Origin of the sequence: Polaromonas aquatica (genome assembly GCF_042659145.1) — a bacterium.
GTDB classification, from domain to species: domain Bacteria; phylum Pseudomonadota; class Gammaproteobacteria; order Burkholderiales; family Burkholderiaceae_C; genus Polaromonas; species Polaromonas aquatica.
In genome coordinates this window covers 1-23,462 of record NZ_JBHSRS010000014.1, presented here as the reverse complement: position 1 = coordinate 23,462, position 23,462 = coordinate 1, and the positions used below count along the sequence as shown (strand labels likewise).

The 23,462-nt window shown below is 56.5% G+C and carries 25 protein-coding genes and 2 pseudogenes; 17 read left to right on the top strand and 10 right to left on the bottom strand.

Going from position 1 to position 23,462, the window contains the following annotated elements; translation table 11 throughout:
* Nucleotide 1: 1 nt before the first annotated feature.
* Nucleotides 2–661, bottom strand: a complete 660-nt coding sequence (locus tag ACFQND_RS06220) for a DUF1345 domain-containing protein (protein WP_371437647.1) — start codon at nucleotides 659–661, stop codon at nucleotides 2–4.
* 165 nt (nucleotides 662–826) lie between these two features.
* Between ACFQND_RS06220 and ACFQND_RS06215 the strand changes: the two genes are divergently transcribed.
* Together ACFQND_RS06215 and ACFQND_RS06210 are read left to right on the top strand one after the other, a co-directional pair.
* Nucleotides 827–1,363, top strand: a complete 537-nt coding sequence (locus ACFQND_RS06215) for a MarR family winged helix-turn-helix transcriptional regulator (RefSeq protein ID WP_371437646.1) — start codon at nucleotides 827–829, stop codon at nucleotides 1,361–1,363.
* A 181-nt stretch (nucleotides 1,364–1,544) separates the two neighbouring features.
* Nucleotides 1,545–2,711, top strand: coding sequence for an acyl-CoA dehydrogenase family protein (locus tag ACFQND_RS06210; RefSeq protein WP_371437645.1), 1,167 nt, complete (start codon nucleotides 1,545–1,547; stop codon nucleotides 2,709–2,711).
* 126 nt (nucleotides 2,712–2,837) lie between these two features.
* Here the strand turns inward: ACFQND_RS06210 and ACFQND_RS06205 are convergent, their stop codons facing one another.
* The 5 genes from ACFQND_RS06205 to ACFQND_RS06185 form a co-directional block, all read right to left on the bottom strand.
* Entirely contained in the window at nucleotides 2,838–3,446 is a 609-nt protein-coding gene (locus ACFQND_RS06205) for an HpcH/HpaI aldolase/citrate lyase family protein (protein WP_371437644.1), read from the bottom strand.
* A 178-nt stretch (nucleotides 3,447–3,624) separates the two neighbouring features.
* Nucleotides 3,625–4,796, bottom strand: a protein-coding gene (locus tag ACFQND_RS06200) for an IS3 family transposase (RefSeq protein WP_371437643.1) whose coding sequence is annotated in 2 segments (ribosomal slippage) — nucleotides 3,625–4,529 and nucleotides 4,529–4,796 — 1,173 coding nt in all. Because the reading frame shifts where the segments join, the coding sequence is not laid out codon by codon here.
* 161 nt (nucleotides 4,797–4,957) lie between these two features.
* The gene (locus ACFQND_RS06195) at nucleotides 4,958–6,157 is read right to left on the bottom strand and encodes an NAD(P)/FAD-dependent oxidoreductase (protein ID WP_377412636.1); all 1,200 of its coding nucleotides are present in this window, start codon (nucleotides 6,155–6,157) and stop codon (nucleotides 4,958–4,960) included.
* Between the two features lie 8 nt (nucleotides 6,158–6,165).
* Nucleotides 6,166–6,486 carry a non-heme iron oxygenase ferredoxin subunit gene (locus ACFQND_RS06190; RefSeq protein WP_377412633.1) on the bottom strand — a complete coding sequence of 107 codons (321 nt, stop codon included), beginning with the start codon at nucleotides 6,484–6,486 and terminating at the stop codon, nucleotides 6,166–6,168.
* An 8-nt stretch (nucleotides 6,487–6,494) separates the two neighbouring features.
* Entirely contained in the window at nucleotides 6,495–7,634 is a 1,140-nt protein-coding gene (locus ACFQND_RS06185; RefSeq protein ID WP_371435037.1) for an aromatic ring-hydroxylating oxygenase subunit alpha, read from the bottom strand.
* Nucleotides 7,635–7,772: 138 nt separating this feature from the next.
* Here ACFQND_RS06185 and ACFQND_RS06180 point away from each other — a divergent pair, with 138 nt between their 5' ends.
* Nucleotides 7,773–9,074 (top strand): citrate/2-methylcitrate synthase, encoded by a 1,302-nt coding sequence (locus ACFQND_RS06180; protein WP_377412630.1) that lies wholly within the window; start codon nucleotides 7,773–7,775, stop codon nucleotides 9,072–9,074.
* A 3-nt stretch (nucleotides 9,075–9,077) separates the two neighbouring features.
* Here ACFQND_RS06180 and ACFQND_RS06175 read toward each other — a convergent pair whose 3' ends face one another.
* On the bottom strand, nucleotides 9,078–9,986 hold the full coding sequence (locus ACFQND_RS06175) for a LysR family transcriptional regulator (protein WP_371435039.1): 909 nt from the start codon (nucleotides 9,984–9,986) through the stop codon (nucleotides 9,078–9,080).
* Nucleotides 9,987–10,109: 123 nt separating this feature from the next.
* On the opposite strand from ACFQND_RS06175, the gene ACFQND_RS06170 reads away from it, so the two are divergent.
* The 3 genes from ACFQND_RS06170 to ACFQND_RS06160 all read left to right on the top strand — a co-directional run bounded on the left by ACFQND_RS06170 (nucleotide 10,110) and on the right by ACFQND_RS06160 (nucleotide 13,368).
* Complete coding sequence (locus ACFQND_RS06170) at nucleotides 10,110–11,717, top strand: FAD-dependent oxidoreductase (RefSeq protein WP_377412649.1); 1,608 nt, start codon at nucleotides 10,110–10,112, stop codon at nucleotides 11,715–11,717.
* Nucleotides 11,718–11,761: 44 nt separating this feature from the next.
* The gene (locus tag ACFQND_RS06165) at nucleotides 11,762–12,760 is read left to right on the top strand and encodes a tripartite tricarboxylate transporter substrate binding protein (RefSeq protein WP_371437641.1); all 999 of its coding nucleotides are present in this window, start codon (nucleotides 11,762–11,764) and stop codon (nucleotides 12,758–12,760) included.
* 119 nt (nucleotides 12,761–12,879) lie between these two features.
* Nucleotides 12,880–13,368, top strand: coding sequence for a tripartite tricarboxylate transporter substrate-binding protein (locus ACFQND_RS06160; protein ID WP_371437640.1), 489 nt, complete (start codon nucleotides 12,880–12,882; stop codon nucleotides 13,366–13,368).
* Between the two features lie 58 nt (nucleotides 13,369–13,426).
* On the opposite strand, the pseudogene ACFQND_RS06155 reads toward ACFQND_RS06160, so the two are convergent.
* Nucleotides 13,427–13,564 (bottom strand): annotated as a pseudogene (locus ACFQND_RS06155) (ATP-binding protein); the annotation flags it as partial.
* 47 nt (nucleotides 13,565–13,611) lie between these two features.
* Nucleotides 13,612–13,890, bottom strand: a complete 279-nt coding sequence (locus ACFQND_RS06150) for a hypothetical protein (RefSeq protein WP_371437639.1) — start codon at nucleotides 13,888–13,890, stop codon at nucleotides 13,612–13,614.
* 163 nt (nucleotides 13,891–14,053) lie between these two features.
* Between ACFQND_RS06150 and ACFQND_RS06145 the strand changes: the two genes are divergently transcribed.
* Nucleotides 14,054–15,349, top strand: coding sequence for a site-specific integrase (locus ACFQND_RS06145; RefSeq protein WP_371437638.1), 1,296 nt, complete (start codon nucleotides 14,054–14,056; stop codon nucleotides 15,347–15,349).
* Between the two features lie 42 nt (nucleotides 15,350–15,391).
* Nucleotides 15,392–18,385, top strand: coding sequence for a Tn3 family transposase (locus ACFQND_RS06140; protein ID WP_377412626.1), 2,994 nt, complete (start codon nucleotides 15,392–15,394; stop codon nucleotides 18,383–18,385).
* Nucleotides 18,386–18,432: 47 nt separating this feature from the next.
* Here the strand turns inward: ACFQND_RS06140 and ACFQND_RS06135 are convergent.
* Nucleotides 18,433–19,194, bottom strand: a pseudogene (locus tag ACFQND_RS06135) (DUF4158 domain-containing protein); the annotation flags it as partial.
* A gap of 158 nt (nucleotides 19,195–19,352) precedes the next feature.
* Here ACFQND_RS06135 and ACFQND_RS06130 point away from each other — a divergent pair.
* The 9 genes from ACFQND_RS06130 to ACFQND_RS06090 all read left to right on the top strand — a co-directional run bounded on the left by ACFQND_RS06130 (nucleotide 19,353) and on the right by ACFQND_RS06090 (nucleotide 23,426).
* Nucleotides 19,353–19,643, top strand: a complete 291-nt coding sequence (locus ACFQND_RS06130; RefSeq protein ID WP_001247892.1) for a nucleotidyltransferase family protein — start codon at nucleotides 19,353–19,355, stop codon at nucleotides 19,641–19,643.
* A complete protein-coding gene (locus ACFQND_RS06125; RefSeq protein ID WP_003100872.1) occupies nucleotides 19,640–20,026 on the top strand; it encodes a HepT-like ribonuclease domain-containing protein in 387 nt (128 codons plus the stop codon). Before ACFQND_RS06130 ends, ACFQND_RS06125 begins: the two co-directional genes overlap by 4 nt.
* A 15-nt stretch (nucleotides 20,027–20,041) precedes the next feature.
* A complete protein-coding gene (locus ACFQND_RS06120) occupies nucleotides 20,042–20,215 on the top strand; it encodes a hypothetical protein (protein ID WP_003154411.1) in 174 nt (57 codons plus the stop codon).
* Nucleotides 20,216–20,262: 47 nt separating this feature from the next.
* Nucleotides 20,263–20,619 (top strand): cupin domain-containing protein, encoded by a 357-nt coding sequence (locus tag ACFQND_RS06115; protein WP_003465043.1) that lies wholly within the window; start codon nucleotides 20,263–20,265, stop codon nucleotides 20,617–20,619.
* Nucleotides 20,620–20,873: 254 nt separating this feature from the next.
* Complete coding sequence (locus tag ACFQND_RS06110; protein WP_003100858.1) at nucleotides 20,874–21,200, top strand: hypothetical protein; 327 nt, start codon at nucleotides 20,874–20,876, stop codon at nucleotides 21,198–21,200.
* Entirely contained in the window at nucleotides 21,197–21,697 is a 501-nt protein-coding gene (locus tag ACFQND_RS06105) for a hypothetical protein (RefSeq protein ID WP_003100856.1), read from the top strand. Before ACFQND_RS06110 ends, ACFQND_RS06105 begins: the two co-directional genes overlap by 4 nt.
* Complete coding sequence (locus tag ACFQND_RS06100; protein WP_003100853.1) at nucleotides 21,694–22,065, top strand: hypothetical protein; 372 nt, start codon at nucleotides 21,694–21,696, stop codon at nucleotides 22,063–22,065. The genes ACFQND_RS06105 and ACFQND_RS06100 overlap by 4 nt, the downstream gene beginning before the upstream one ends.
* Nucleotides 22,059–22,616: a recombinase family protein gene (locus ACFQND_RS06095; RefSeq protein WP_019897068.1), complete on the top strand. Its 558-nt coding sequence runs from the start codon at nucleotides 22,059–22,061 to the stop codon at nucleotides 22,614–22,616. The genes ACFQND_RS06100 and ACFQND_RS06095 overlap by 7 nt, the downstream gene beginning before the upstream one ends.
* A gap of 93 nt (nucleotides 22,617–22,709) precedes the next feature.
* Nucleotides 22,710–23,426 (top strand): hypothetical protein, encoded by a 717-nt coding sequence (locus ACFQND_RS06090; RefSeq protein ID WP_371437636.1) that lies wholly within the window; start codon nucleotides 22,710–22,712, stop codon nucleotides 23,424–23,426.
* Nucleotides 23,427–23,462: the final 36 nt, after the last annotated feature.

Sequence of the window (23,462 nt, the reverse complement as noted above, 5' to 3'; positions counted from 1 at the left end):
GCTATTGCAGCAGTCCCGCCACCACGTTGATGCTCAATGCCACGATGAGCATGTTGAAGGCAAATGACAGCACGCCGTGCAGCAATGTCAGGCGGCGCATTTCGCGTGACGTCACCTGTACGTCGGACACTTGCGAAGTCATGCCGACAACGTGTGAGTAATACAGGAAGTCGAAATAGTCCGGGTCCAGTCCGCCGGGAAACTCCAGGCCCGGGCCATCGGGCTCGCCCTGCTGCTCTTCCTGGTAATAACGGTGCGCGTACCTGAAGGTAAAGATGGTCTGGATGAATAGCCAGGACAGCGCCAATGCAAACACGGACAGGCCAATGTTGAAGCCCCGTTCCAGGCCCGACAGGCCGCGGCTTTGCTGCATGAGCACAGTGATGGCGGCTACGCAGGCCATGGTTGCCAGCAGCAATACAAGAAAAAGCACGGAACTGGGTTCGTCCTGCGCCTGTGCGCGCGCACGTGTCCGCTTCGCATCAAAGCGTACGCAGAGCCACCACGCCAGCGCCAGGTAAATGCACACCCCTACACACCATCCCAGCAGCCCGCGAAATGCCCACCCCGTGGGCAGTGGCGTCAGGGCAGCAAGCACACCACCCGACAAGCCATAAGCCAGGCGCTGAAGACCGGTGGTTTCCGAGAGATGTTTTCGCATGAGCCTATTGTGTCGCAGGCCCCCGCTCCTCGCTACCTCGTGGGATCCTGCCTGAAGCCATGCCGGCTGGCGTGGAAAAACGGATGCTAGCGTAAAATAAAAATATTCACACAATCTTGCGGCCGGAACAACCGGCACGACATGACGACAGGGAGAAAATGCGACATGCCCAAAAAACCTGCCAAACCGGCCGTAAAACAGAAACCTCCCAAAGCTGCAGCGCCCGCAAAGTCCAGGGCCAAACCCACCGAGGCTGACAACTGGGACAGCCGCCTCGGGTTTTTGATGCACGATGTGTCCCGCTTGAGGCGCAGCGTCTTTGACGAGTTCATGAAGCCCATGGCGATGACGCGTTCGCAGTGGTGGATTCTTGCTCACTTGTCACGCCACGACGGCATGATCCAGAGCGATCTGGCGAATGTCCTGGACATCGGCAAAGCCGCGTTGGGCGGTTTGATTGACCGGCTGGAAGTCTCGAAATTCATTGAGCGCCGTGCCGACGACAACGACAGGCGCGTCAAGCGCATTTACCTGACATCAAAAGGGACGCAGATCATCACGGAAATGCGTTCGAAAAGCCACGAAATGAGCGAGCGCATACTCGCTGGCCTCGATACTGCTCCGCGCCACGCGCTGGTCGACATGCTCACCCTGGTCAAGAAGAACCTGCTTGCCATCAAAGACGAGTTGCCATTCAACTAGGCGACCGATCCCACCCCGGCGCAGGTTGCGGGTATTCACTGTGCCGGGCGCAGTTTTCCAGCTAGGGTTCACCCAAAAACCACCAGCTTAGAACCTGCTCATTTCGCGGTTTATCTATATAGTTTGCTTGCATATAATATGTAAACATTTACGCCAACCAGACACCTCCACCGGAGCACCCATGAATTTCGACATCAGTGAAGACCAGCTCGCAATCAGGAATGCCATCAGTGAGGTATGCAACGATTTCGACGACGACTACTGGCTACGAAAGGACCGCGAAGGCGGCTTTCCGGAGGACTTCTACAGCGCCATAGCAAAGGCCGGCTGGCTAGGCATCGCGATGCCCACCGAGTATGGCGGCGCCGGACTGGGAATTTCCGAAGCCTGCGTGATGATGGAGGCTGTTTCGGGTTCTGGCGCAGGACTATCCGGGGCATCGGCCATTCACATGAATGTATTTGGGCTCCACCCGGTCGTCATGCACGGCAATGAAGAGCAGAAAGCACGCTGGTTACCGCCCATCATCAAGGGCGAAGTCAAGGCGTGCTTCGGCGTGACGGAACCCAACACCGGCCTGAACACACTCAAGCTCAAAACCATGGCGGTGCGCAAGGGCGACAAATACATCGTCAACGGTCAAAAAATATGGATTTCAACCGCGCAGGTTGCGCACAAGATACTGCTGCTTGCCCGCACGACCCCAATAGAAGAGGTCAAATCACCCACGCATGGCCTGAGCCTTTTTTATACCGACCTTGACCGCGCCAAAATTGAAATCCGTGAAATTGAAAAGCTTGGCCGCAAGGCGGTTGATTCCAACCAGTTGTTTATTGACGGACTGGAGATTCCCGTCGAAGACCGCATTGGCGAAGAAGGCCGGGGTTTTGAATACATCCTGCACGGGCTGAACCCCGAGCGTGTGCTGTTGGCTGCCGAGGCCACCGGGCTCGGCCGGGTCGCTCTCAAGCGCGCCGCACGGTATGCCGGCGAACGCATCGTCTTTGACCGGCCCATCGGGAAAAACCAGGGCATACAGCACCCTCTCGCGGAGCGCTGGGTGGATCTGGAGGCAGGCACCCTGCTCTATCAACGTGCCGCCTGGCTCTACGACCAGGGCCGCCCCTGCGGCGCAGAAGCCAACGCCGCGAAATTCTTTTGCGCCGAGGCAGGCTACCGGTCCTGCGAAACCGCCGTACTTACGCACGGCGGCATGGGCTATGCGAAGGAATACCACGTCGAGCGTTATTTCCGCGAGTCGATGCTGCCACGCATTGCGCCTGTATCACCGCAACTCATCCTGTCGTTTATTGCAGAAAAGGTACTGCAGCTTCCGAAGTCTTACTGAGTGGCGCTGCATGACATTTTCGCGCCGACACAGCCCGCACCTCGATACCTGGCTGAACGTCCAGGGTCGACGTCCAGCCACATCAAAAAGAACGGGCCGCCAGATCATCTGGCCCAATGCCGGGTATCAGGCGCGAAAGCGTTGAGCCAGTTCAAGCACGCGCCTGGCCTGCTTCAAATGCGGCATGTCGAGCATCTTGCCTTCAAGACCCACCGTCCCCATTCCGGGATTGCTTTCAAAAATCTCAATGACCTTGCGCGACCAGGCAAGTTCGTCATCACCCGGCGTGAAGGCCGCGTTGATGGCGGCCACCTGGTTGGGGTGAATGGCAATCTTGCCGGTGAACCCGCGTTGCCTTGCGAGCTTCGAATCCCTGACAAGACCTGGCTCATCCGAAAAATCAGCCCATATGGTGTCTATCGGCTGCACACCCGCAGCCACTGCACCGGCTAGGCACAGCGAACGCGCCAGCGTATAGACGGAGTCGTACTCGCCGTCCGGGCCACGGTTGGTGCTGGCACCAAGGGCGGCAGCAATATCCTCCGCACCCCAGGTCAGGGCCGCCAGACGCGGGCTGCAGGCTTCATAGGACCCCAGCGAAAACAGGGACTGCGGCGTTTCGGTTGCTACCGGCATGATGGCAATGGCGCCCTGCGCCACACCTTCGCGAACCTCAAGCGCATCAAGGTAATTTGAAAGCCGGGCGACGTCCGCAGACGAATTGACTTTGGGCAACGGGGTAATCGTGCTTTTTGTGCAAATCGGTGCGGATGGCAAGAAAAAGCCGTTGCAAAACAAGCACTTGACGAAAGCACGGTGACACGCCAAGTGTTCCTGCATAAGCCTTTGATTTGATTCAAGTTTTCGATCTTAAACGCACCGATTTGCACAAAAAGTACGACTCCCCTCAATATCACGGACACACAGTTAAGCTTGCGTAGCGTTCTTCAAACTCTACCGGGCTCAATCCATTGAGCGTCGAATGCCGACGCCGGGGGTTGTAGAACCGCTCAATGTAGTCAAAGATATCTGCACGGGCGTCGTCCCGGGTCTTGTACCTGGAGCGAAACACTCTTTCAATCTTCAGCGTCGAGAAGAAGCTCTCCATCGCCGCATTGTCCCAGCACTCGCCCCGGCGACTCATGCTGCAGGTGATGCCCTGATCGGCCAGCAGGCGCTGGAAGTCTTCGCTGGTGTATTGGCTGCCCTGATCGGAGTGATGCATCAACGATGTGGGCTTGCCCCTTCTCCACAGCGCCATCATCAAGGCATCAATCACCAACTGGGCCGTCATGCTCGAACTCATGGACCAGCCCACTGCACGGCGAGAGTACAAGTCCAGCACCACCGCCACATACAGCCAGCCCTCAGCCGTCCAGACGTAGGTGAAGTCAGCTACCCAGCGTTGATTGGGCTCGGCTGCCTCAAACTGCCGGTCCAGGATATTGGCCGCAATGCTGTGCCCAGGACGTTGACCGGTATCCCCGGGCAGCCGTCTGCGTTTGCTGCGTGCCTTTAGCTGGGCAGCCTGCATCAGGCGGGCCACCCGGTTCTCTGAGCAGGCCTCGCCCCAGTCCTGAAGATCGCGCCAGACGCGGGGTGAGCCGTACGTACGGTCACTGGCCGCAAAGCTCTCGCGGATGCGTGTCGTCAGATGTGCGTTGGCTTGGCTGCGCTGGCTGGGCGAACGCGCCGCCCAGTCGTAATACCCACTGGCTGAGACGCTTATCACCCGGCACATCACCCTGACCGGCCACACCGTACGGTGCCGGGCAATGAAGCCGTACTTCACGACGGGTCTTTCGCGAAGTAGCCGAGCGCTTTTTTTATGATGTCGCGCTCCATCTTGACCCGGACCAGCTCGCGTTTGAGCCGATCGATCTCCTGGGTCTGTGCGTTCTTCAAAGGTCGTTCAGTGGCTTTGTCTGCCGGCCCTGAGCCGTATTCCTTGAGCCAGCGACGCAGCACACTTTCGTGGACGCCTAAATCCTGCGCAATAGTGGCAACTGCGTTGCCCGGCTGCAAGGCTTGCCTGACCGCTTCGCGCTTGAATTCGGCTCCAAACTTTCTTCGGGTATTTCCCATTTCTCACTCTCCTCGCTCTTTCAGCGTTTAAGAAAGTGTCCGTTATTTCAGGGGAATCCCAGTGGAGAGGACGCTCGCTCTGATGGGCTGTGAAAATTTAGCAACGCTTGGTCGAAGTTGTCTTCGACCAAGCGGCAGAGCTTAGGCTCCAGCCCACTCAATTAGAACTTGTCAAGCCTAGTCTGCGTGTCAGCCAGTGCAAAAACTGGCGGAAATTTTCCCGCCTTCATCCAACGCTTAGCGAGTTTGATGTCCCTTGGATTGTTTATTGCTATTGCTGCTTCTAGACGGTCGCCGAGAAACTGAAATACCGTAAATGCCGGATCGTGGACCGAGCCTCGGAAAACATTTACGCATTCAGGTTGTGGTATTCCTATAACTTGAAGGTTGGTGTCATATTGATCAGACCAGAACCAAGGAATTTCATCGTAAGCAAATTCTTCTCCGCTTAGCACTCTGCCAACCGCGATGCCTTGATTCTGAGCGTTAGCCCAAGACTCTAGGCGTACGCGTTTGCCAATCCAATTATTCGGATGATTTGTAATATCTCCGGCCGCATAAATAACTGCGTCGGAAGTCTGACCACGTTCATCCACTACGATGCCGTTATCGAGTGCCAATCCTGCGTCTTTTGCTAATTCGGAGTTTGGGATTAGGCCTACTCCAACAACAATGATGTCTGCAAGCAATCTAGCGTCGCCAATATTTGCCATCAGCGTGTTGCTTTCGCGTTCAATGCTATTGATTGACGTGTTGAAATGAATTGAAACACCCGCCGCTGAATGCTTCTGCAACAAAAATTCAGAAATCTCTGATGGAATTGAGCGCGCGCAGAGTCTATCCCCGGCTTCAACTACTGTAACTTCCATTCCCTTTGCCCGTGCTGTAGCTGCTACTTCAAGACCGATCCAGCCTCCTCCTATAACGAGCATCCTCCGCCCGATTGCAATCTGGGAGAAAATATTGGCACTATCCTCTACGGTGCGGAGCGTATAGACGCCCGGTAAATCGATTCCGGGAATCGCAGGAACTCGCGCTCTTCCTCCCGTTGCTAATACCAGGCGGTCATATGAAAATTGAAGACCGTTAGCACATTCCACATACCTGTCGTCGCGATTGATTTTTTTAACGATGCAATTTGCATGGAAATCGATTCGTGCCGCATCCAACTCGGTATCGCCAAAAATGAATGGTGGCTTGTTTTCTTTTCCTGAAAGTAGTTGTTTGGAAAGGGATGGACGTTCGTAAGGCGGAAGCGTCTCCGCGCCAAGCAGTACAACCTCGCCTTGAAACGAGCGGTCACGTAGCGTGCGCGCCACCCAGCCGCCTGCTTGGCCTGCGCCGACGATCACAATTTTCATATCAAAGCTCAGCGGTCAAGATGAATGTAGATAACGCCATCGGTGACCTTAACTTTGTGACATTTCAGTGCGACGCTGCACGGTGCTCCTGTTGGGGCACCAGTCTTAATGTCGAACGTTCCCTCATGGAGCGGGCACTCGATCAAAGATCCTTCCACAATAAATCCCTGAGCTAGGTAGGCGTCCCCATGTGTGCATTTGCCGTCAGTCGCGTAGATGCCATCGTCGAGCTTGTACAGGCAAATCTCTTGCCCGCCAAGCTCAACGCCAAACGTGCCATCTGATTCAACTTCTGAGACCTCTGCTGCTTTAATCCAGTCGTTGTTCATTTCAATGGTTATTCAGTGGTCATCACGTCAATGTAGTGATTTTCCATGTGGTACAGAGCTTCCTCCAGGGGTGACATTGGCCCCGGAACGAAGAACTTGGAACTTGCTGAGTTTTGAAGTGATTCAACCATCACCGAATCTTCCGCGATGATCTGGGTGACAAAGCTGCGGTACTTTTCCATTTCCGCTTCGTAATTTGGAATTGAGAATGCCGCTTCCGGAAAAAGCAAATAGCAAACAATCCTAGTTTCGCTGGGAGAAATAGGCCATATGTGCCACATGCGAACGCTGTCTGCGCGCATAGAAAGGTTCAGATTTGGGTAGATGCCTGCCTTGCAAGCAATGCCAGAAGGCTTATCTTCAGCCCAAGGTAACGTAGGGAATACTTGAACTCCGCTCTTGGAGTGGGGGCGGGCTTCATAACTCGTGTGCCACGCCCCATTCGGTTCGAGATGGAACTTCAACTGCTCCCCCTTAACAAACCCGCCAAAAGTACTTTTATGAATAACACCGACGTGATAAATGTCAATCAGATTTTCTGCTAGAAATTTCCAGTTGCACTTCACATCGATCACAACCTTTCCTGCCAACTTGCAATCGTCTGTTTTAAACCACCACAAGCTTTCTTCTTGCGGAGCAATAAATTCTTCGAATGGTATCGGGTCTGCAGAAAAATTGACAAAAATCCAGCCCCGCCAGATATGCAGTTTGAGCTGTCGCATGCTGCAGTTTTTCAGATCGACTTCCGAAGCTTTCATGCCTGGCGCAAGGACCAGGTTTCCGCCTACGTCGTAAAGCCATGCGTGGTAAGGGCAGCTGAACTCCTTCGCGTTACCGCTTCCTTCGGCAACTTCTACACCTCGGTGTAAGCATTGGTTCATATACGCCACGATCTTGTCGGGGGTTGGTCGCGATACAACGATGGATTCATTCATCACTTTGAAAGTGAAGTAATCGCCAACGTTTGGAAGTTCTTCTGCCCGGCCCACAGAGAGCCAGTACTTCATAAAAATTTTTTCTTTTTCAAGTGCATATATTTCAGGAGAGCTATAGACCTCTCCTGGCAAATGGCGTGCGGTGAGAAGCTTCTGTTGAGTGTTCTTAAATTTTGGCCGGAGGTCATGGAGCTGGTGTTCTGCCGTTTGCATCGGGGGTCCTTTTTTTCAGAAGTTGATTGAAAGATGCCCGTTGGGGCCTGCTAAGGGTATAAATGCTATCTTTCATGTCGATCGCTGTATAGATCGACTTTCAAATCGACCTACGGTGGAACTCAGGAAGACGACCAGATGGAAAACAGCACCAAGCAACTTCCGACACCCAAAGCGATGTCAAATAAACAGGTAGGGAAGAGGCGTGAAGTTAACGATGTTCAGTACATCACTAGCACCGAAGCCCTATCGGTTCTGGGTGTCCGGCGCGAAACCTTTTATACCTACGTCAGTAGGGGTTTGATCAAGTCTCAGCAGAAGCAGGGCACAAAAACCAAACTTTATCGAAAGGCGGACGTTGAAAAATTGCGCACACGCGCAGCGGCGAGAACTGGCGTACCAACTGTGTCTCAATCACTGAGATACGGTGAGCCAATAGTTCAAACATGGATTAGCGAGATAACGGCTCGCGGGCCAAGGTATCGAGGACATCTTGCCTTGGATCTTGTTGCCCAAAAGAGGTCGTTCGAGTTTGTGGCTGAACTCCTATGGACGGGATTGCCGCGAACTCGCAACGTCGCGTGGCCTCAACCCCTTGCATCGCTGAACATTGGCGCCATTCTTGAGAAGAATTCGAGCTATTACGCTCAAACTTCACCGCTACGGCAATTAGCATTCATTGCCGCTGGACTGAGTGCAATGGAATTGGGCATTAATGACCCGGACGCACCGGACGTGAGTGCAAACGCAAGGGCGCTGATCCAATTATTTGCCGGTGCAGCTGGGCTTCTTGGTCCGCAGCAAAAATTTTCGGAGCCAACGTCTGGAGAGTCTATAGCGCATTGTTTGGCTCGGGGATTTGCGATTGAGACGACCGAGCAGGCAATACAACTGCTAGACGCTGCACTTGTGCTTTCGGCTGAGCACGAATTGTCGGCTCCTACCTTTGCGGTGAGAATCTGTGCGTCCACCGGCGCCGACTTATTTGCATGCGTCGCTGCCGGACTTTCAGTACAGTCGGGCCCTATGCAAGTTGGGGGAACTTTAGAGGTTGAGCGACTGGTTGCCGAAGTCACCACAAAACCTGGAGGCGACAGCCCAAAGTTCACGTCCGCGCTACCGTGTTTTGGCCATCCTCTTTATGACAAAGATCCTAGGGCAACAGTACTTCTAGAGTTGGCGCGACAATTCACGCCGCAGCCGCCAGATGCCTACAGGTTGTGGAACATTTTGGGCGATGCCAACGCCACAGGGCAATACCCAAATATTTTTGCTGCACTGGTATTCACAAGTTATATTTTGGGCCTCCCGCTGGGCAGCGGTGCTTTCATACACACGCTTGGCAGAACGGCTGGCTGGATAGCCCATGCGACAGAACAGCGTCTTACCGGCACAATGCTAAGGCCACGTGCGCGCTTCATGGGCGCACAAACGAGCTGAGGGCTATAGAGATGCTTTGTCGGCGGAGATTTCAAACATCAATGCCAAAAGATTTCTTAGCCATTTATTTGCAACATCGTGGTGGGCACGGCGATGCCAAAACTGCCTGACCTCTGCCGGCTGAATTGAAAACGGTAGTGCCAATGCTTGAACTGCTGGCGTCACTACCTTCAATGGAACCGTAGCCAGTAAACCTGTTTTACTGACGATTTCCACTGCGACATGGTAATTGGACAGCCTAAGCGGGATATTCCGCTTTACGCGCTTTTTTGTGAGAGCTTGCTCCACCAAAGCATCCGCATTCCCCGACGTTACAAGGATATGCGGAGCGGAAAGAAAATCGCTCAATTTCAAACTCTTCTTTTTCACTAAAGGATGGTGCTTGCTTGCAATGCAAAGGTACGGATCGGAGAATAGCTTTTGCTGATAGAAACCCGCTTTGAGAAACGGCAGGTTGCCGAAAGCCAAATCGACTGAACCGTCCTCTAGCGCCTGAGCATAGGAGGAGTGAGGCATCTGCACCGCCTCCACCTCGACGCGAGGAGCCTGTAAATACAGGGCGGCCATGAGCTTGGCCAAAATTACCGTTTCACCTGCATCGGACATCAGGAGTTTGAACCTGCGCTGCGAGGTAAGTGGATCGAACTTTGAAGGCTGGTCAAAGGATTCTTTCAATATCGACAGCACTTGCTTGATGGGCGGAAACATCTCGGTTGCAGTAGACGTCGGTTCCATCGCCCTGCTTGTTCTGACGAACAGTGGATCGTCACAACTACGCCGGAGACGAATAAGGGCGTTGCTAATTGCCGGCTGGGTCATGCCTAGCTTTAAAGCCGCTCGGGAGACGTTTCGCTCCGTATAAATAGCGGAAAAAACGCGCAGCAGATTAAGGTCAAAAGTATTGATATTCACGTTAGAGATATTGTTGTTCTCTGGTATTCATTGGACAGCGTAGCACCTTATAGCCATCATCGCAACTCAAGCTATCTACCGCAGAAGGCGGGGATTTGAAACCTAGGAGGCAAGTTGAGTAACGTGATTGAAACCCCTGTCCTCATAGTAGGAGCAGGACCGGTAGGACTTGCTCTATCTATTGAGCTTGGCTGGCGAGGCATAAAAAATACCCTAATCGATCAGGGCGATGGCACCCTCGAGCATCCGCGCACGGGATTGGTCGCTGTTCGGACGATGGAGATGTTTAGGCGCTGGGGCTTTGCCGAAAACATCCGGCATTGTGGATTTCCAGACGACTATGAGTTGTCGATGGTCTTTTGTACGTCTTTGAATGGGTTCATGCTGGATAAGGAGTTTTATCCAAGCATGCAGGACACACCGACGCCAAAAGAAACCCCAGAAAAAAAGCAACGATGCCCCCAACTTTGGATGCAACCAATGTTGACGGAGAAAGCGCAATCTCAGCCTAATAGCAGTGTTGTGTTTCGACGCCGCCTCGAATCTTTTGAACAAAGTGGAGACGGCGTTACCTCGAAAGTTATGGATTTAGACACCAAACAAGAACTGATCTTCAAATCCCAGTTTCTCATTGGTGCAGATGGTGCAACAAGTAATGTTCGAAAACAGCTCGGAATAGAACTTCAGGGGAGGTTATTGAGCTATTCGATAAACATACTAATTTCAGCGCCCAACCTGACGTCTAAACACCGAATGGGCCCCGCGGAGCGATATCTTTTTGTCGGACCTGAAGGAACCTGGGGCAACCTTACGGTTGTGGACGGAAGCGAAATATGGCGGCTCACCGTATTAGGAAATCAAGAGAAGATGGATTTGGCATCGTTCGATGCAAATTCTTGGGTCCGTCGCGCGTTGGGTGACGACAGCATTGAATTTCAAATCCACTCTGTACAGCCATGGGCCCGCAGCGAAATGTTGGCTGAAAGATTTGTTAGTGGGCGTGTTGTGTTGGCTGGGGACTCGCTTCACACCATGTCACCGACTGGTGGCATGGGAATGAACACTGGCATGCAAGAAGTGCTTGACTTGGGTTGGAAGCTGGAAGGGATACTGAATGGTTGGGGAGGTAAAAAGTTGCTTTCAAGTTTCGAAAGCGAACGCAAGCCTGTTGCCGCGCGCAATATTGGATTTTCTACATTCAACTTCAAATCGTGGTTAGACACGCCTGATCCTTCTGCCGTCTGTGACGATACTGAGCTAGGCGCGCAGGCGAGGGCAAAGGTAGGGCTTAGGTTGCGTGAATCCACCCGCGTTGAGTGGGAGTCGTTGGGCTTGCAGATTGGACATCGCTACGAGAACTCTCCCATCTGCGTGTCAGATGGGAGTCCTCCCACAGCCGATGAGTATTCGACATACATACCTTCATCCAGACCTGGCTCCCGCGCACCACATGTCTGGCTGCAGGACGGTCGTTCCACTCTAGATCTTTTTGGTAAGAGCTTCACGCTTCTTGTGTTAGCTAATAGTGACAGCAGTGAGATATCAAAGATTACTGACGCCTTTGGTAGGCGCGAAGTGCCTTTGACTGTGGTGAGCATCCAAGATCCAGAGGTTCTTTCTGTATACGAACGAAAGCTTGTACTTGTCCGACCAGATGGGCATGTGGGATGGCGTGGTGAGAGTGCGGATGATGCGGATGTGATCGTGGATACGTTGCGCGGTGCAGTCTAGCGCCGTGAGCCCATTAAATTGATTCGATTAATTGGAGACAAAAAATGAATTGCACATTGAATAAATTAGTACAGCGCTTTGCTTTAGTTGTAGCGGCTTACGCTTCGGCACACTCGCTACATGCATACGCGCAGACAACTGCGTTTCCAGAAAAGCCAGTACGGATTGTTGTTCCTTTTACACCAGGTGGTAGTAATGATGTCATCGCGCGCGTTGTCGGACAAAAGCTCGCGCAATATTGGGGTCAAGCTGTTGTAGTCGATAACCGTCCTGGGGCTGGAGGTAATATTGGATCAAAAGAGGTGGCTAAATCCGCTCCAGACGGTTACACGCTGTTGGTGGTTGCAAATAGCTTTGTCATTAATCCACATTTGTATACGCCTGGGAAAGCGGGCTATGACGCGTTTAAGGAGTTCGCGCCAGTTGGGAAGATGGGAATTGCTCCAATTATTCTCGTCGGAAATCCGAGCGTAAAGGCGACTAATGTAAAAGAACTCATCGCCCTAGCGAAGTCTAGGGGTGGCAAGATGACTTATGCCTCGGCGGGAGTTGGTACACCTCATCACCTCAGTGCCGAATTGTTCAAGAATATGACCGGAACCGACTTGGTCCATATTCCGTACCGTGGAGCTGTGCCTGCAGTCACTGATGTGGTTGGGGGACAAGTTGACGTTATGTTCGGCGTCTCTAATACGGTGCTTCCTCAGGTTAGGGCGGGAGGGCTGAAAGCATTCGGCGTCGCCGGCTCAAAGCGCTTAGCGGCTTTTCCACAGATTCCTACGGTAGCGGAATCCGGCGTGCCGGGCTTTGACAGCGAGGTTTGGCTTGGGTTAGTTGCTCCTGTTGGAACTCCGGCCAATATTATTCAAAAGATAAATGCCGACGTTAGGAGGGCGCTATCCGATGATGGTGTCAAAAAGTCGCTTTCGACAATCGATATAGAGGTTTCGCCGTCATCGCCAAGCGAATTGGCGACGTTGATGAAAGCAGATGATATTAAATGGGCCAAAGTCGTTAAAGACACTGGTGCCACCGTAGATTGAAACTCGCAGGCTGGGAGCACCTAAACGATTCCAGCCAGCCCAACTATTTTCTAAGGCGGCGCTTTGCGCATCATTCTGCGCCTTCCTTTTTCGATATTCACAAAGTCTGGAGTTCATCTATGACCTCGGAATTTCTACGCCGTGTGATTACTGCGCACATTGTCCTATTGTTGAGTGTTCCGATGCTGAGTATGGCGCAGCTGCAAGAACAGAAGCCTTTAAGGATTGTCGTGCCATACCCTCCTGGTGGAGCAGCGGATGGAGTTGCTCGTCTTCTTAGTATTGCGCTGCAAGAAAGACTTAAGAGAACGGTTATCGTCGACAACAAGCCTGGCGCGAGCACCATTGTTGGAGCTGAATTTGTTGCACGTGCCGCTCCAGACGGAAATACGTTGTTGTTAACTACCGAATCCACTTTGGCGACGAACCCAAGTCTGTACCAAAAGCTCCCCTATACACAAAATGATTTCGTTCCCCTCTCGTTGGTTGTTGATATGCCGATGGTGCTGGTTGCAGGTTCAAAAGTAAAAGCTAGTAACGTAGCACAGGTGATAGAAAGCGCACGTCGATCGCCCGGCGAACCAACTTATGCTGTTGAATTCCACTGAAGTCTGACCCGAGTTTTCCATCGAATATTGACCCACACTCTTTGTGAGCAGAAGGTGCTCACGATGTGGATAAGTTCTTGGTTTTCTCCTTTTTGGGCTGAGTCTTTGCAGAGCTGTTTTTGAACCGGTAGCTGTCGTTTCCAGTCTCAAGGATATGACATCTGTGGGTGAGTCGATCCAGAAGAGCGGTCGTCATTACTCCCGCCATCGATGCCGTCGCTGTCTTCGAACGATTGGCTAATTTCAGCGCACCGGGACATTAAGGCCTGCTGCCAAGATCTGTTGCTGCAGCGCTTGTAGGCTGTTGACGCCAAGCATGCGCATGGCATCTTCGCGGTTCATCTTCCCTGCAGCATAGAGATCCAGGACTTGAAGGCGCTCATAGTCCGGGCTACCAAATTCCCGGCCAACAGAGGCCACATCGAGCCAAGCCTGTTCCTCTTTCGATCTCCAGAGGAATTCACCGTGGAAGCGGTGATAAAACAGCCTGTAAATCCGCCGTTTATTTATTCGGGTACTCATGTCGACTTTCAAAAAATGCCATTACTAGGTGCGCAGCGGACCAGACGTTCCAGATGTATCCCAAATCGTGTACTCTCGCTGAAAATCTCCGGCGCCGCTTGCTGTGGTGTCCAGTATCCTTGCCTTCAGACCGCTCAAAGAAGCACGCCTTAACGACAGTGACATGACCCGTCTTGCCCAGTATATTGAGGCTGCCGAGCGCGACAACACGCGCCGGAGCTACGCTTCGGCCATCCGCCATTTTGAAATCGAATGGAAAGGCCTGCTGCCTTCCACCGCCGATGCCATCGCCCGCTACCTGGCCGACCACGCGCCCACCCTGGCCATCAACACACTGCGCCAGCGCCTGGCGGCGCTGTCCCGCTGGCATAGCGATCAAGGCTTTCCTGATCCCACCAAGTCGCCCCTGGTGCGCCAGGTCCTCAAAGGCATTCGCTCGATTCACGCTGTGCCAGAAAAGCGCGCGCGCCCCCTGGAGCTGGCGGTGCTCCAGCAGATCGATCAGTGGCTCGATGTCGCGATCAGCAACGCCCAGCGGTCCGGCGACCGGCCGGCCTTGCTGCGCCACACCCGCAACCGCAGCCTGATGTTGCTGGGGTTCTGGCGCGGCTTTCGCTCCGACGAACTGGTCAACCTGCGCGTTGAGAACACCGAGGTAACGCCGGGCCAGGGCATGGCCTGCTACCTGGGCCGCAGCAAAGGCGACCGGCAGCTGCAGGGCCGCGTTTTCAGATGCCCGGCTTTGTCCCGCCTGTGCCCGGTGACGGCCTTCAATGCCTGGATCGACCTGGCCGGTTTGACCGAGGGCCCGGTGTTTCGCAAGATTGACCGCTGGGGGAATGTGGCCGCCGAAAGCCTGCATGCCGACAGCTTGATTCCGTTACTGCGCAGCCTGTTCGCCGAAGCCGGTGTCGAGTCGCCCGAGGAATACAGCAGTCACTCCTTGCGCCGCGGCTTTGCCGGCTGGGCCCGCGCCAGCGGCTGGGACATCAAAGAGCTGATGGAATACGTCGGTTGGAAGGATGTCAAATCGGCCATGCGCTACCTCGATGCGTCGGATTCCAGCTTGCAGGCTCGGTTCGAGCAGGGCCTGACGGCCCTGGCACCGGCAGTTCCGCAGCCACCGCCGCCTTTGTTGTTGCTGACCGAACAGGCCGAAGGGACGACGACCGTGGCGGTCCTGCGCGTCACGCTGGTGCTGGCCCGCTTTAGCAAGCAGTCGCGCGGCCTGGCTCGTGGCCACCGGCTAATCGAACAAACCTGCTTCGAGCGTTTCGCCATGCAACGCCTGAACACCGAGGGGACGCTCTACGAGCTGGCAGTTCCCTACCTGTCCCGCGACTTGCTGGACGAGGTGATCGCCACGCTGCTCGATGACATGTACCGAATCGCCGAGGACAACCAGTGCCTGCTGGAAACCTCGTTTCACGAACCCGCCACCGACATCTATTGGGATTGAGGCGATGGGTAGCAACGCCGCCAGGCGGGGTAGTCCCCGCGAATGACCACGCTCCATGAGACGGCCTATCCCAGCCTGAAACTCGATCCGACACCGCGTGAGCTGGCGGAGCTTTACACGCCGACCGAGGACGAACAACTCCTGGCTGCGGGCATCGGCAAGCGCGCCTTGCCGCGCATGGCGGCACTGATCCATCTGAAGATCTTCCAGCGCCTGGGCTATTTCATTTCCCTGGCCGAGGTGCCCCCAATGATCCGGGAGCACATTGCGCAGCAGGTGGGCGTGGTTCGGCCGCCCCCGGCTGCGGACCTCAAGCGCTTCGAGGCCTCGGGCTCGCGCACGGCGCTTTTCGCGGCTTTGCGCCGGCACCTGAATGTGAAACCGCTGGACCCGGCGGGCCTGGCCTGGCTGGAGGTCGTGGCCGACACGGCGGCCGAGACCAAACACGCGGTGGCCGACATCATCAACGTGATGCTGGAGGAGCTGGTCCACCATCGCTACGAATTGCCTGCCTTCTCGACACTGGACCGGATGGCGTTTCGAGCCCGGGAAAAGAGCAACAACCGGTATTTCTCCGCAATCACCAACCAGCTGACAGCCCATACCCGGACCCTGATCGACAGTTTGCTTAAAACCGCCACCGGCGAGTCGGTTTCCGCCTGGCAAATGCTCAAGCGCGAACCCAAGCGGCCGACCAACAAGGAAACGCGTACCTACATCCAGCACATCCGGCGCTTGCAGTACTTGGTGGAGCAGCTTCCCAAGCCCGACGTGCCGGTGCCCAAGCTCAAGCAGTTCCGGCACCTTGCGCGCGCCCTCAATGCGGCCGAGATGGCCGAGCTCAAACCGCAAAAGCGCTACGCCCTGGCGGTGATCTTTATCCGGGCGCAGCATGCCCAGTCGCTGGATGACGCCGCGGACCTGTTTATTCGCCTCATGCAGAACCTGGAAAACAACGCCAGGCAGAAACTGCTCTCCTTCCAGCAGGAGCGGGTCCAGAAAACCGACATGCTGGTTGGCCAGCTCAAGGACATCCTGGGCGCCTACCAGTTGGAGGGCACCGACACGCAGCGTGTGGACGCCATCGGCACCACCCTGGTGGCCGACGTGGACGAGCTGCTCAACGAATGCGAACAGCACCTGGCCTATGCGGGCCGCAACCATCTGCCTTTCCTGCTGCAGCCCTACAAGATGGTCCGGGCCCAGTTGCTCAACTGCATCGGCATCGCCTCGCCCAAGGCCAGCAGCGAGGACCAGGTAGCGGAGCGGCTGATCGAGGCCCTTTACAAGCTGCGCGACAACCGTGCGGACATCGTGCCGCTGGACATGCTGGGCCTGACTGAAGACAAGGATTTCCGCTGGATGTCAGGCCAGTGGAAGCGGTTGGTGTTGGTCCGTCCATCCGGCAAGGGCCGGGCGGAGGCTGTCCACCGCCGGTATTTTGAACTGGCGGTCATGCATGCTGTCAAAGACGACCTGAAGTCGGGCGATCTCTTCATCAAGTACGGCGAGCGCTATGACGATTACCGCGAGCAGTTGGTCGATGACGAAACCTTTGAAAGAGAAGTGGGCGACTATGGCCAGGTCACCGGCATCGAGACAGATCCCGGCACCTTTGTGGCGATGCTCAAATCGGCGATGTCCCAGCGGGCCCACGACATCGACGCCACTTTCCCGGAAAACGCCCATGCCGAGATCGTCGACGGCCGCCTGATCCTGCGGAAACCGCCGCGCTCAGAAATCGTCGAGGCGGCCGCGCGGATCGACGCCCTGATCACCGAGCGAATGGAGGCGGCCAGCATCGTGGACGTCATGATCGACACCGAGCGCTGGTTGGACCTGCACAAGCTGTTCCGGCCACTCGCCGGGACCGACAGCCGCCTGGAGGATCTGCGCATGCGCGTCATCACGACGCTGTTTTGCTACGGCTGCAACCTGGGGCCCGTGCAGACCGCCAAATCGATCAAAGGTCTGAGCCGCCGGCAGATTTCCTGGCTGAACTTGAAATACGTCAGCGAGGACCTCCTGGACAAGGCCATTGTCAAGGTGATCAACGCCTACAACAAGTTTGAGCTGCCAGGCTACTGGGGCACGGGCAAACACGCGTCGGCGGACGGCACCAAGTGGAATCTTTACGAGCAAAACCTACTGTCCGAGCACCATATCCGCTATGGTGGGTACGGCGGTATCGGCTACTACCATGTATCGGACAAGTTCATCGCGCTGTTCAGCCATTTCATTTCCTGCGGCACCTATGAGGGCATCCACATCCTTGACGGGCTGATGACCAACGAATCGGACATTCGACCGGACACGATTCACGGGGACACCCAGGCCCAGAGTTACCCGGTCTTCGCGCTGGCGCACCTCCTGGGCATCCAGCTCATGCCGCGCATCCGGGGCATCCAAGACCTCAAATTCCATCGCCCGGAGCCGGGCAATGTTTACCGCAACATCAATGCGCTGTTCAGCGATGTGATCGACTGGCGGCTGATTGAGCTGCATTTGCCGGCGATGCTGCGGGTGGCGGTTTCCATCAAGACCGGCAAGATCACGCCGTCGGCGATCCTGCGCCGGCTCGGCACCTACAGCCGCAAGAACAAGCTGTATTTCGCGTTTGTAGAGCTTGGCAAGGTCATCCGGACCATGTTCCTGCTGAGCTACATCGGCGATGTCGGGCTGCGCAAGGTAATCCATGCCGAAACCAATAAGAGCGAGCAGTTCAACGGCTTTGCTCAGTGGTCATTTTTTGGGGGAGAAGGGATCATTGCGGAGAACATCCGGCACGAGCAGCGCAAGGTGATCAAGTACAACCACCTGGTGGCCAACATGATCATTCTGCACAACGTGGTGGGCATGACGAAGGTGCTGCAGGAGCTTCGCGACGAGGGGACCGAGATCACGCTGGAGATCCTGGGCGGCCTGGCGCCGTTCCGCACGGCGCACATCAACCGGTTTGGTGACTACACGCTGGATTTTCGGCGGAAGATTGGCCCCTTGAACTTCGATGCCACCATAATCCCAATGGAATCATAGACTTAGGGTCGTTTCTGCTGGGTTTTACATGAATCCCTGCCGACCCTCATCTTGAGCAGCCGGTTCTGGTGAACCAGCCGCTCGATGCCGGAGGGCAGGTCGAGCGCCTGCCACGCCTTGAGGCGTTCGATGTGTTCCAGCATGTGCCGCGAGTTCGGTTTGACCGGGGATTGCCGCAGCCAGGCCAGCCACGTCGTCTTGCCGTTGTCGCGGCGCTTGAGCAGATCGTCGAGGCGACGGCGATGCACGTCCGTCAGCGGCTCAGCCAAGGCGTCGTAGAGACGCCGGTTGGCGCGGGTAATCGCTTCGGCGCTCGCCCGCTCGACGGCGTTGAGGGCGGGCACAATGACCGACTGCCGCCGCAGGTGCTCGATCAAGGCTCTGGCCAGCACGATGCCCTTGTCGGTTTGCATGGCCAGCTCGGTCAGCAACTGGACAGCCTGCCGGTAGTGGCCAATCGTGAACGGCTGGAAGCCGAACACCGTTTGCAGCTCGACCAGGTGCTCGCGTCGGGTCTGCTCACGCTGCCCGTACTCGTCCCAGCTTTCGATGCCGACCTTGAGCTGGTTGGCGACCAGTCTCAGCAATGGCGGGAACGGTGGCTCATCAGCGCCAAGGATGACGCCGGGAAAGCGCAGGTAGCAGAGCTGCACCGCGAAGCCCAGCCGATTGGCCGGGCCGCGCCGCTGCCGGATGATGGAGAGGTCGCTTTCGCTGAACGTGTAGTGACGGATCAACTCATCCTTGGTGTCCGGCAACGCCAGCAGGCTTTCGCGCTCGGCGGCGGAGAGGATCGAACGGCGGGGCATGCGGTTTCCTTCTTCTTGAAAACGTAGGTTTGTGACAAGCCCGCCAAGGCAACCGGCGCGGCACGGGAATCAAGGCATTGCGATTCTCGAAAATAGTTCTTGAAATTCTATTCTTGATTGCATATCATCTCAACGAGTTTCGATAAGAAAGGATGCCCATGCGACCGTCTGTTGTGCTTGACATGAAGCGAAGCGCAGTGCGTGAAGCGGTAGGCCGCTTTCGCGCCGCGAACCCGCGCGTCTTCGGCTCGGTGCTGCATGGCACCGACCGGGATGGCAGCGACCTCGACCTGTTGGTCGATGCGCTGCCCGGTGCCACGTTGTTGGACTTGGGCGATTTGGAAGAAGAACTGAAATCGCTGCTCGGCGTTGACGTCGATCTGCTGACTCCCGGCGACCTGCCGCCGAAGTTCCGGGCCAAGGTGCTCGCGGAGGCGCAACCGATATGAGCGAGAACCGCCTGCCCGATTACCTCGACCACATTCAGCAGGCCGCAACCGATGCGCGCAGCTTCGTGGAAGGGATGGCCAAGGACGACTTCTTGGCCGACAAGCGCACCCAGCAGGCCGTCATCATGAGCCTGATCGTCATCGGCGAGGCGGCCACAAAGGTGATGGATGGCTACGTCGAGTTCACCCAGGCGCATGCCGACGTGCCGTGGCGCAGCATGCGCAATATGCGTAATCGCATGGCTCACGGCTATTTCGACATCAACCTCGATGTGGTGTGGGAGACGGTACAGGAATGGCTGCCGGCGTTGCTCCAGCAATTGCCCGCCGTGCGTCAGGATGCCGACGATGAAGACCGTAACGACAAAGGCATGGAGCCATGACCAATCAAGCCGCCGATGTTCGGCCCCTCTGGCGTGTTCGATCCCGCGACCTATGAGCCGCGCTCGGGCAAGACCTTCTGGATGGCCGCAACGGACGTGAGTTCGCTGGTGGGCAAGGAGGCAGCAGCCGACACGCTCATCGGCAACTGCACGACCGCACGACCAGCCTCCCGTTCAAATTCGAGTTAGAACTCATCTCCAGCCTGTCTGGGGGCACTGTGAAAGAGGGATCTCCGATGACTGTTGAATCGAGAATATTTTCTGTAGCCGAGTATGTTCAGCCGTCCGAAGGCGAGCCTATTCGTTCCGTTGTGCTTGAAACCCGAGACTCAATTATCGTGGTTTGGCATGTCCATCCCGGGCAGGAAATTGCGGCTCACATTCATCCTCACGGCCAAGACACGTGGACTGTTTTGTCGGGAATGGCTGATTACTTTCAGGGCAATGGGATTGTTCGTGCCCTCAGGGAAGGTGAGATAGCCGTGGCAAGACCGGGCCAAGTGCACGGGGCGCGAAATACAGGTACCGAGCCATTTGTGTTCGTCTCGGTTGTGGCATCAGCCAATGCCGGTTTCGTATTGGCTGAGCGATAGAGCCCAATCTCTGGAGTTGGTCCAATGAGCGGTCGGGGAGATAGGTAACAGACATGCAGCGGACACGGCTGCTAAACCAGGTCGCAAACCTCCTTGCGTCGCAGCGTGCCGCAAGCGACGCGATCAATCGAATGGGGTCGGCATGAGACTGAACACCATCCAGTTCCCGACCGCGTAGCCGCCTGTCCTGCCGATCAGGTCTTGACCATCGACGCCTGGGATCAGTCCTGAATGTTCTTGGAGACCACTACGTTATGAGCCGCAGCCGCCGCAAAACACCCATCGTCGGGCACACGACCTGCGGCAGCGAGCGCGAGGACAAGAAGCTCTGGCATCAGCGCTGGCGCACCCGTGAGCGCACGGCGCTGACCAGCGCGTCGCCCGAAGCCCTGAGCGCCCATCTGCCCCTGCTGGAAAACCAGGCCAGCAGCGTCTGGTCGATGGGCAAGGATGGCCGCTCCTACTGGCCCGTCAAGCGCCAGGCCGCCACGGCGGATCGCATCGCCAATCACAAGGGACGCAACCCGCAAGAACGCGCCTCCCTGAAAAAGCGCCTGCTGCGCAAGTGGATGAGCAAATGAAGCTCTCCTTCCATCAGCACATTGCGCTGTTCTGGATGATCGGTGCTCCGGGCGTCTTCGCGCCCGTGATCGAGAACGCCAAGCGGCCCGATGCCGGCGCCGTCATGGCGTGGGGTGTCGCGATCGTGGCGGTGATGATCCTCTTCACCCCTTTGCTGCTGCGCTGTCCACCATTCCGGCGCTGGTATGGCCGGACGGATGCGCTGTCGGAGCGGCAGCGCCAGGCGCTTGCCGAGCGCGGCCTGCGCCGCTACTACCAGACCGCTTTCGATGACGGCTACGTGCCCCGCGTGATGCCCTACGTGTGGCGCATCATCTGGACGGTCGGCGGGTTGATGGCTGTGACCGCCGTACTGCCTACCAACACCGGACGGCCAGCCTTCGATGCCTTGGTGGTCTTCTCGACCTGGTATCCGATAGGCGTGATGCTGCTGGTTTTCGCGTCGAGGCCCCTTGGCCGGTTGATTCGCCAAAGAGCACAGGAGCGGCGGAAATGAGCACGTCAACCATCGAGGCGCTGGCCAGCGCCTGGGCAAGGATTGCCGAGGAAGCGGAATTCCCCGCTGACTACGAGGGGACTGCCACACCACAAGCGCATCGGGCTAGCGAAGCTATTCAGGAGCAGATTCGGGAGCGCATCGTCGCCACCAACGACATGCGGCTGTTCAGCCTGCTGCACCTGCTGGGTCAGGCGTCGCTGCGCATGGAGCAAGCGCTGTGGCCGGAGGATTACGAGCGGATGACGCGCGAGGTTGAGGAAGCCCTGCGGCAAGCCACCGACGCCAACGCCAGATCGTACACCCACGAAGAAGTGATGCAGGCGATGCAGGAACGCATCGACCGGGCGCGAGACAAGCCATGTTGATTGGCTATGCGCGCGTCTCGACGCAGGATCAGAACCTGGAGCTGCAACGCGAAGCCTTGAGCAAGGCCGGATGTAAAAAGGTCTTCGAGGACAAGGTGAGTGGCACGCGGGCAGACCGGCCTGGCTTGGCCAAGACGCTCGAAATGCTGCGCGAAGGCGATACTTTGGTCGTCTGGAAGCTCGACCGGCTGGGCCGGTCGGTCAAGCAACTGGTCGATCTGGTCGGCGATCTGCACAAGCACGGTGTCCAGTTCAGGAGCCTCACCGACTCCATCGACACCGGCACACCATCCGGGCGGTTCTTCTTCCACGTCATGGCGAGCCTTGCCGAAATGGAGCGCGAGCTGACCGTCGAGCGCCCCCGCGCCGGGCTGGAAGTCGCCAAGCAGCTCGGCCGCAAAGGCGGCCGCAAGCCGAAGATGACCGACAGCAAGATCGAGTCGGCCAAGAAGCTGCTGGCCAGCGGGGTGCCGCCCAAGGACGTGGCCAAGAACCTCGGCGTGTCCATTCCGACGCTGTACCGCTGGGTGCCAGCCTCCACGCACGCTTAGCGTGCTTTATTTTCCGTTTTCTGAGACGACCCCTGGAAACTCAATGGTGGGACGTTTTTTGGTTGCCAGGCTGGCCCGGAGGCCGCTGGGTGCGTGATTGACCGACATTGCAGCGCCGCGCCTGGTGACGTGCCTTGCTGGGGCCAGGCTGGCCAGTTCCTGGTCGAAGTCGAGGGCCTGCGCGCTCTGGTTGATTTTGGTGGCGGTGTAGGCGTCATGGGAAGCCATTTCGAGTTCAATGCCGTTGACCTGGACAAGCCATTCATTTCGGAAACCGGCTACCGCTCGCACTTCGACCGGCTGCGCGGCGGCATGACCGTCGATGCCGTGGCGGCCGCGATCTTCGCGGCTATCCTCAAGGAAAAGCGGCCCAAGCTGATCGAGCCGGAAAGCCGCGACCGGCTGGCCGGCTATGCCCTGCCCGCCTGGACGGCCGACTTGATCCCGCCGGCACGCCGGGAGCCGGCGACCGTGGAGGTGCCCACGGGTTTTGTCCTGGTCGATGTTGTGCTGCCGGCGCATCGGGCGTTCATTGCCCGCAAGTGGGCGGCCGAGGCAAAGGCGAAGATCAAGGCGGCCGAGGCCGCCGAGTTGTACGCCAAGGAAGAAGCGGCGGGCGGCTTCCGGCCCGGTGCCAGGTGCGAAGTGGTCAGCGTTCACCATCACGCTTTCAAGGGAGAAGTCGGCAAGAAAATCATCATTACCAAGGTCAGCCACGACACGCGCCAAGTATGGGCGCATGACGACCGGCCGCCCCGGTATCGGGGTCTCCTCGTTTTCAGTGCAATAAGTGACGGTACGCAAAGCTAGCACTGGCGCGGGGGTGGTCTGGGTAGACCGTTGATT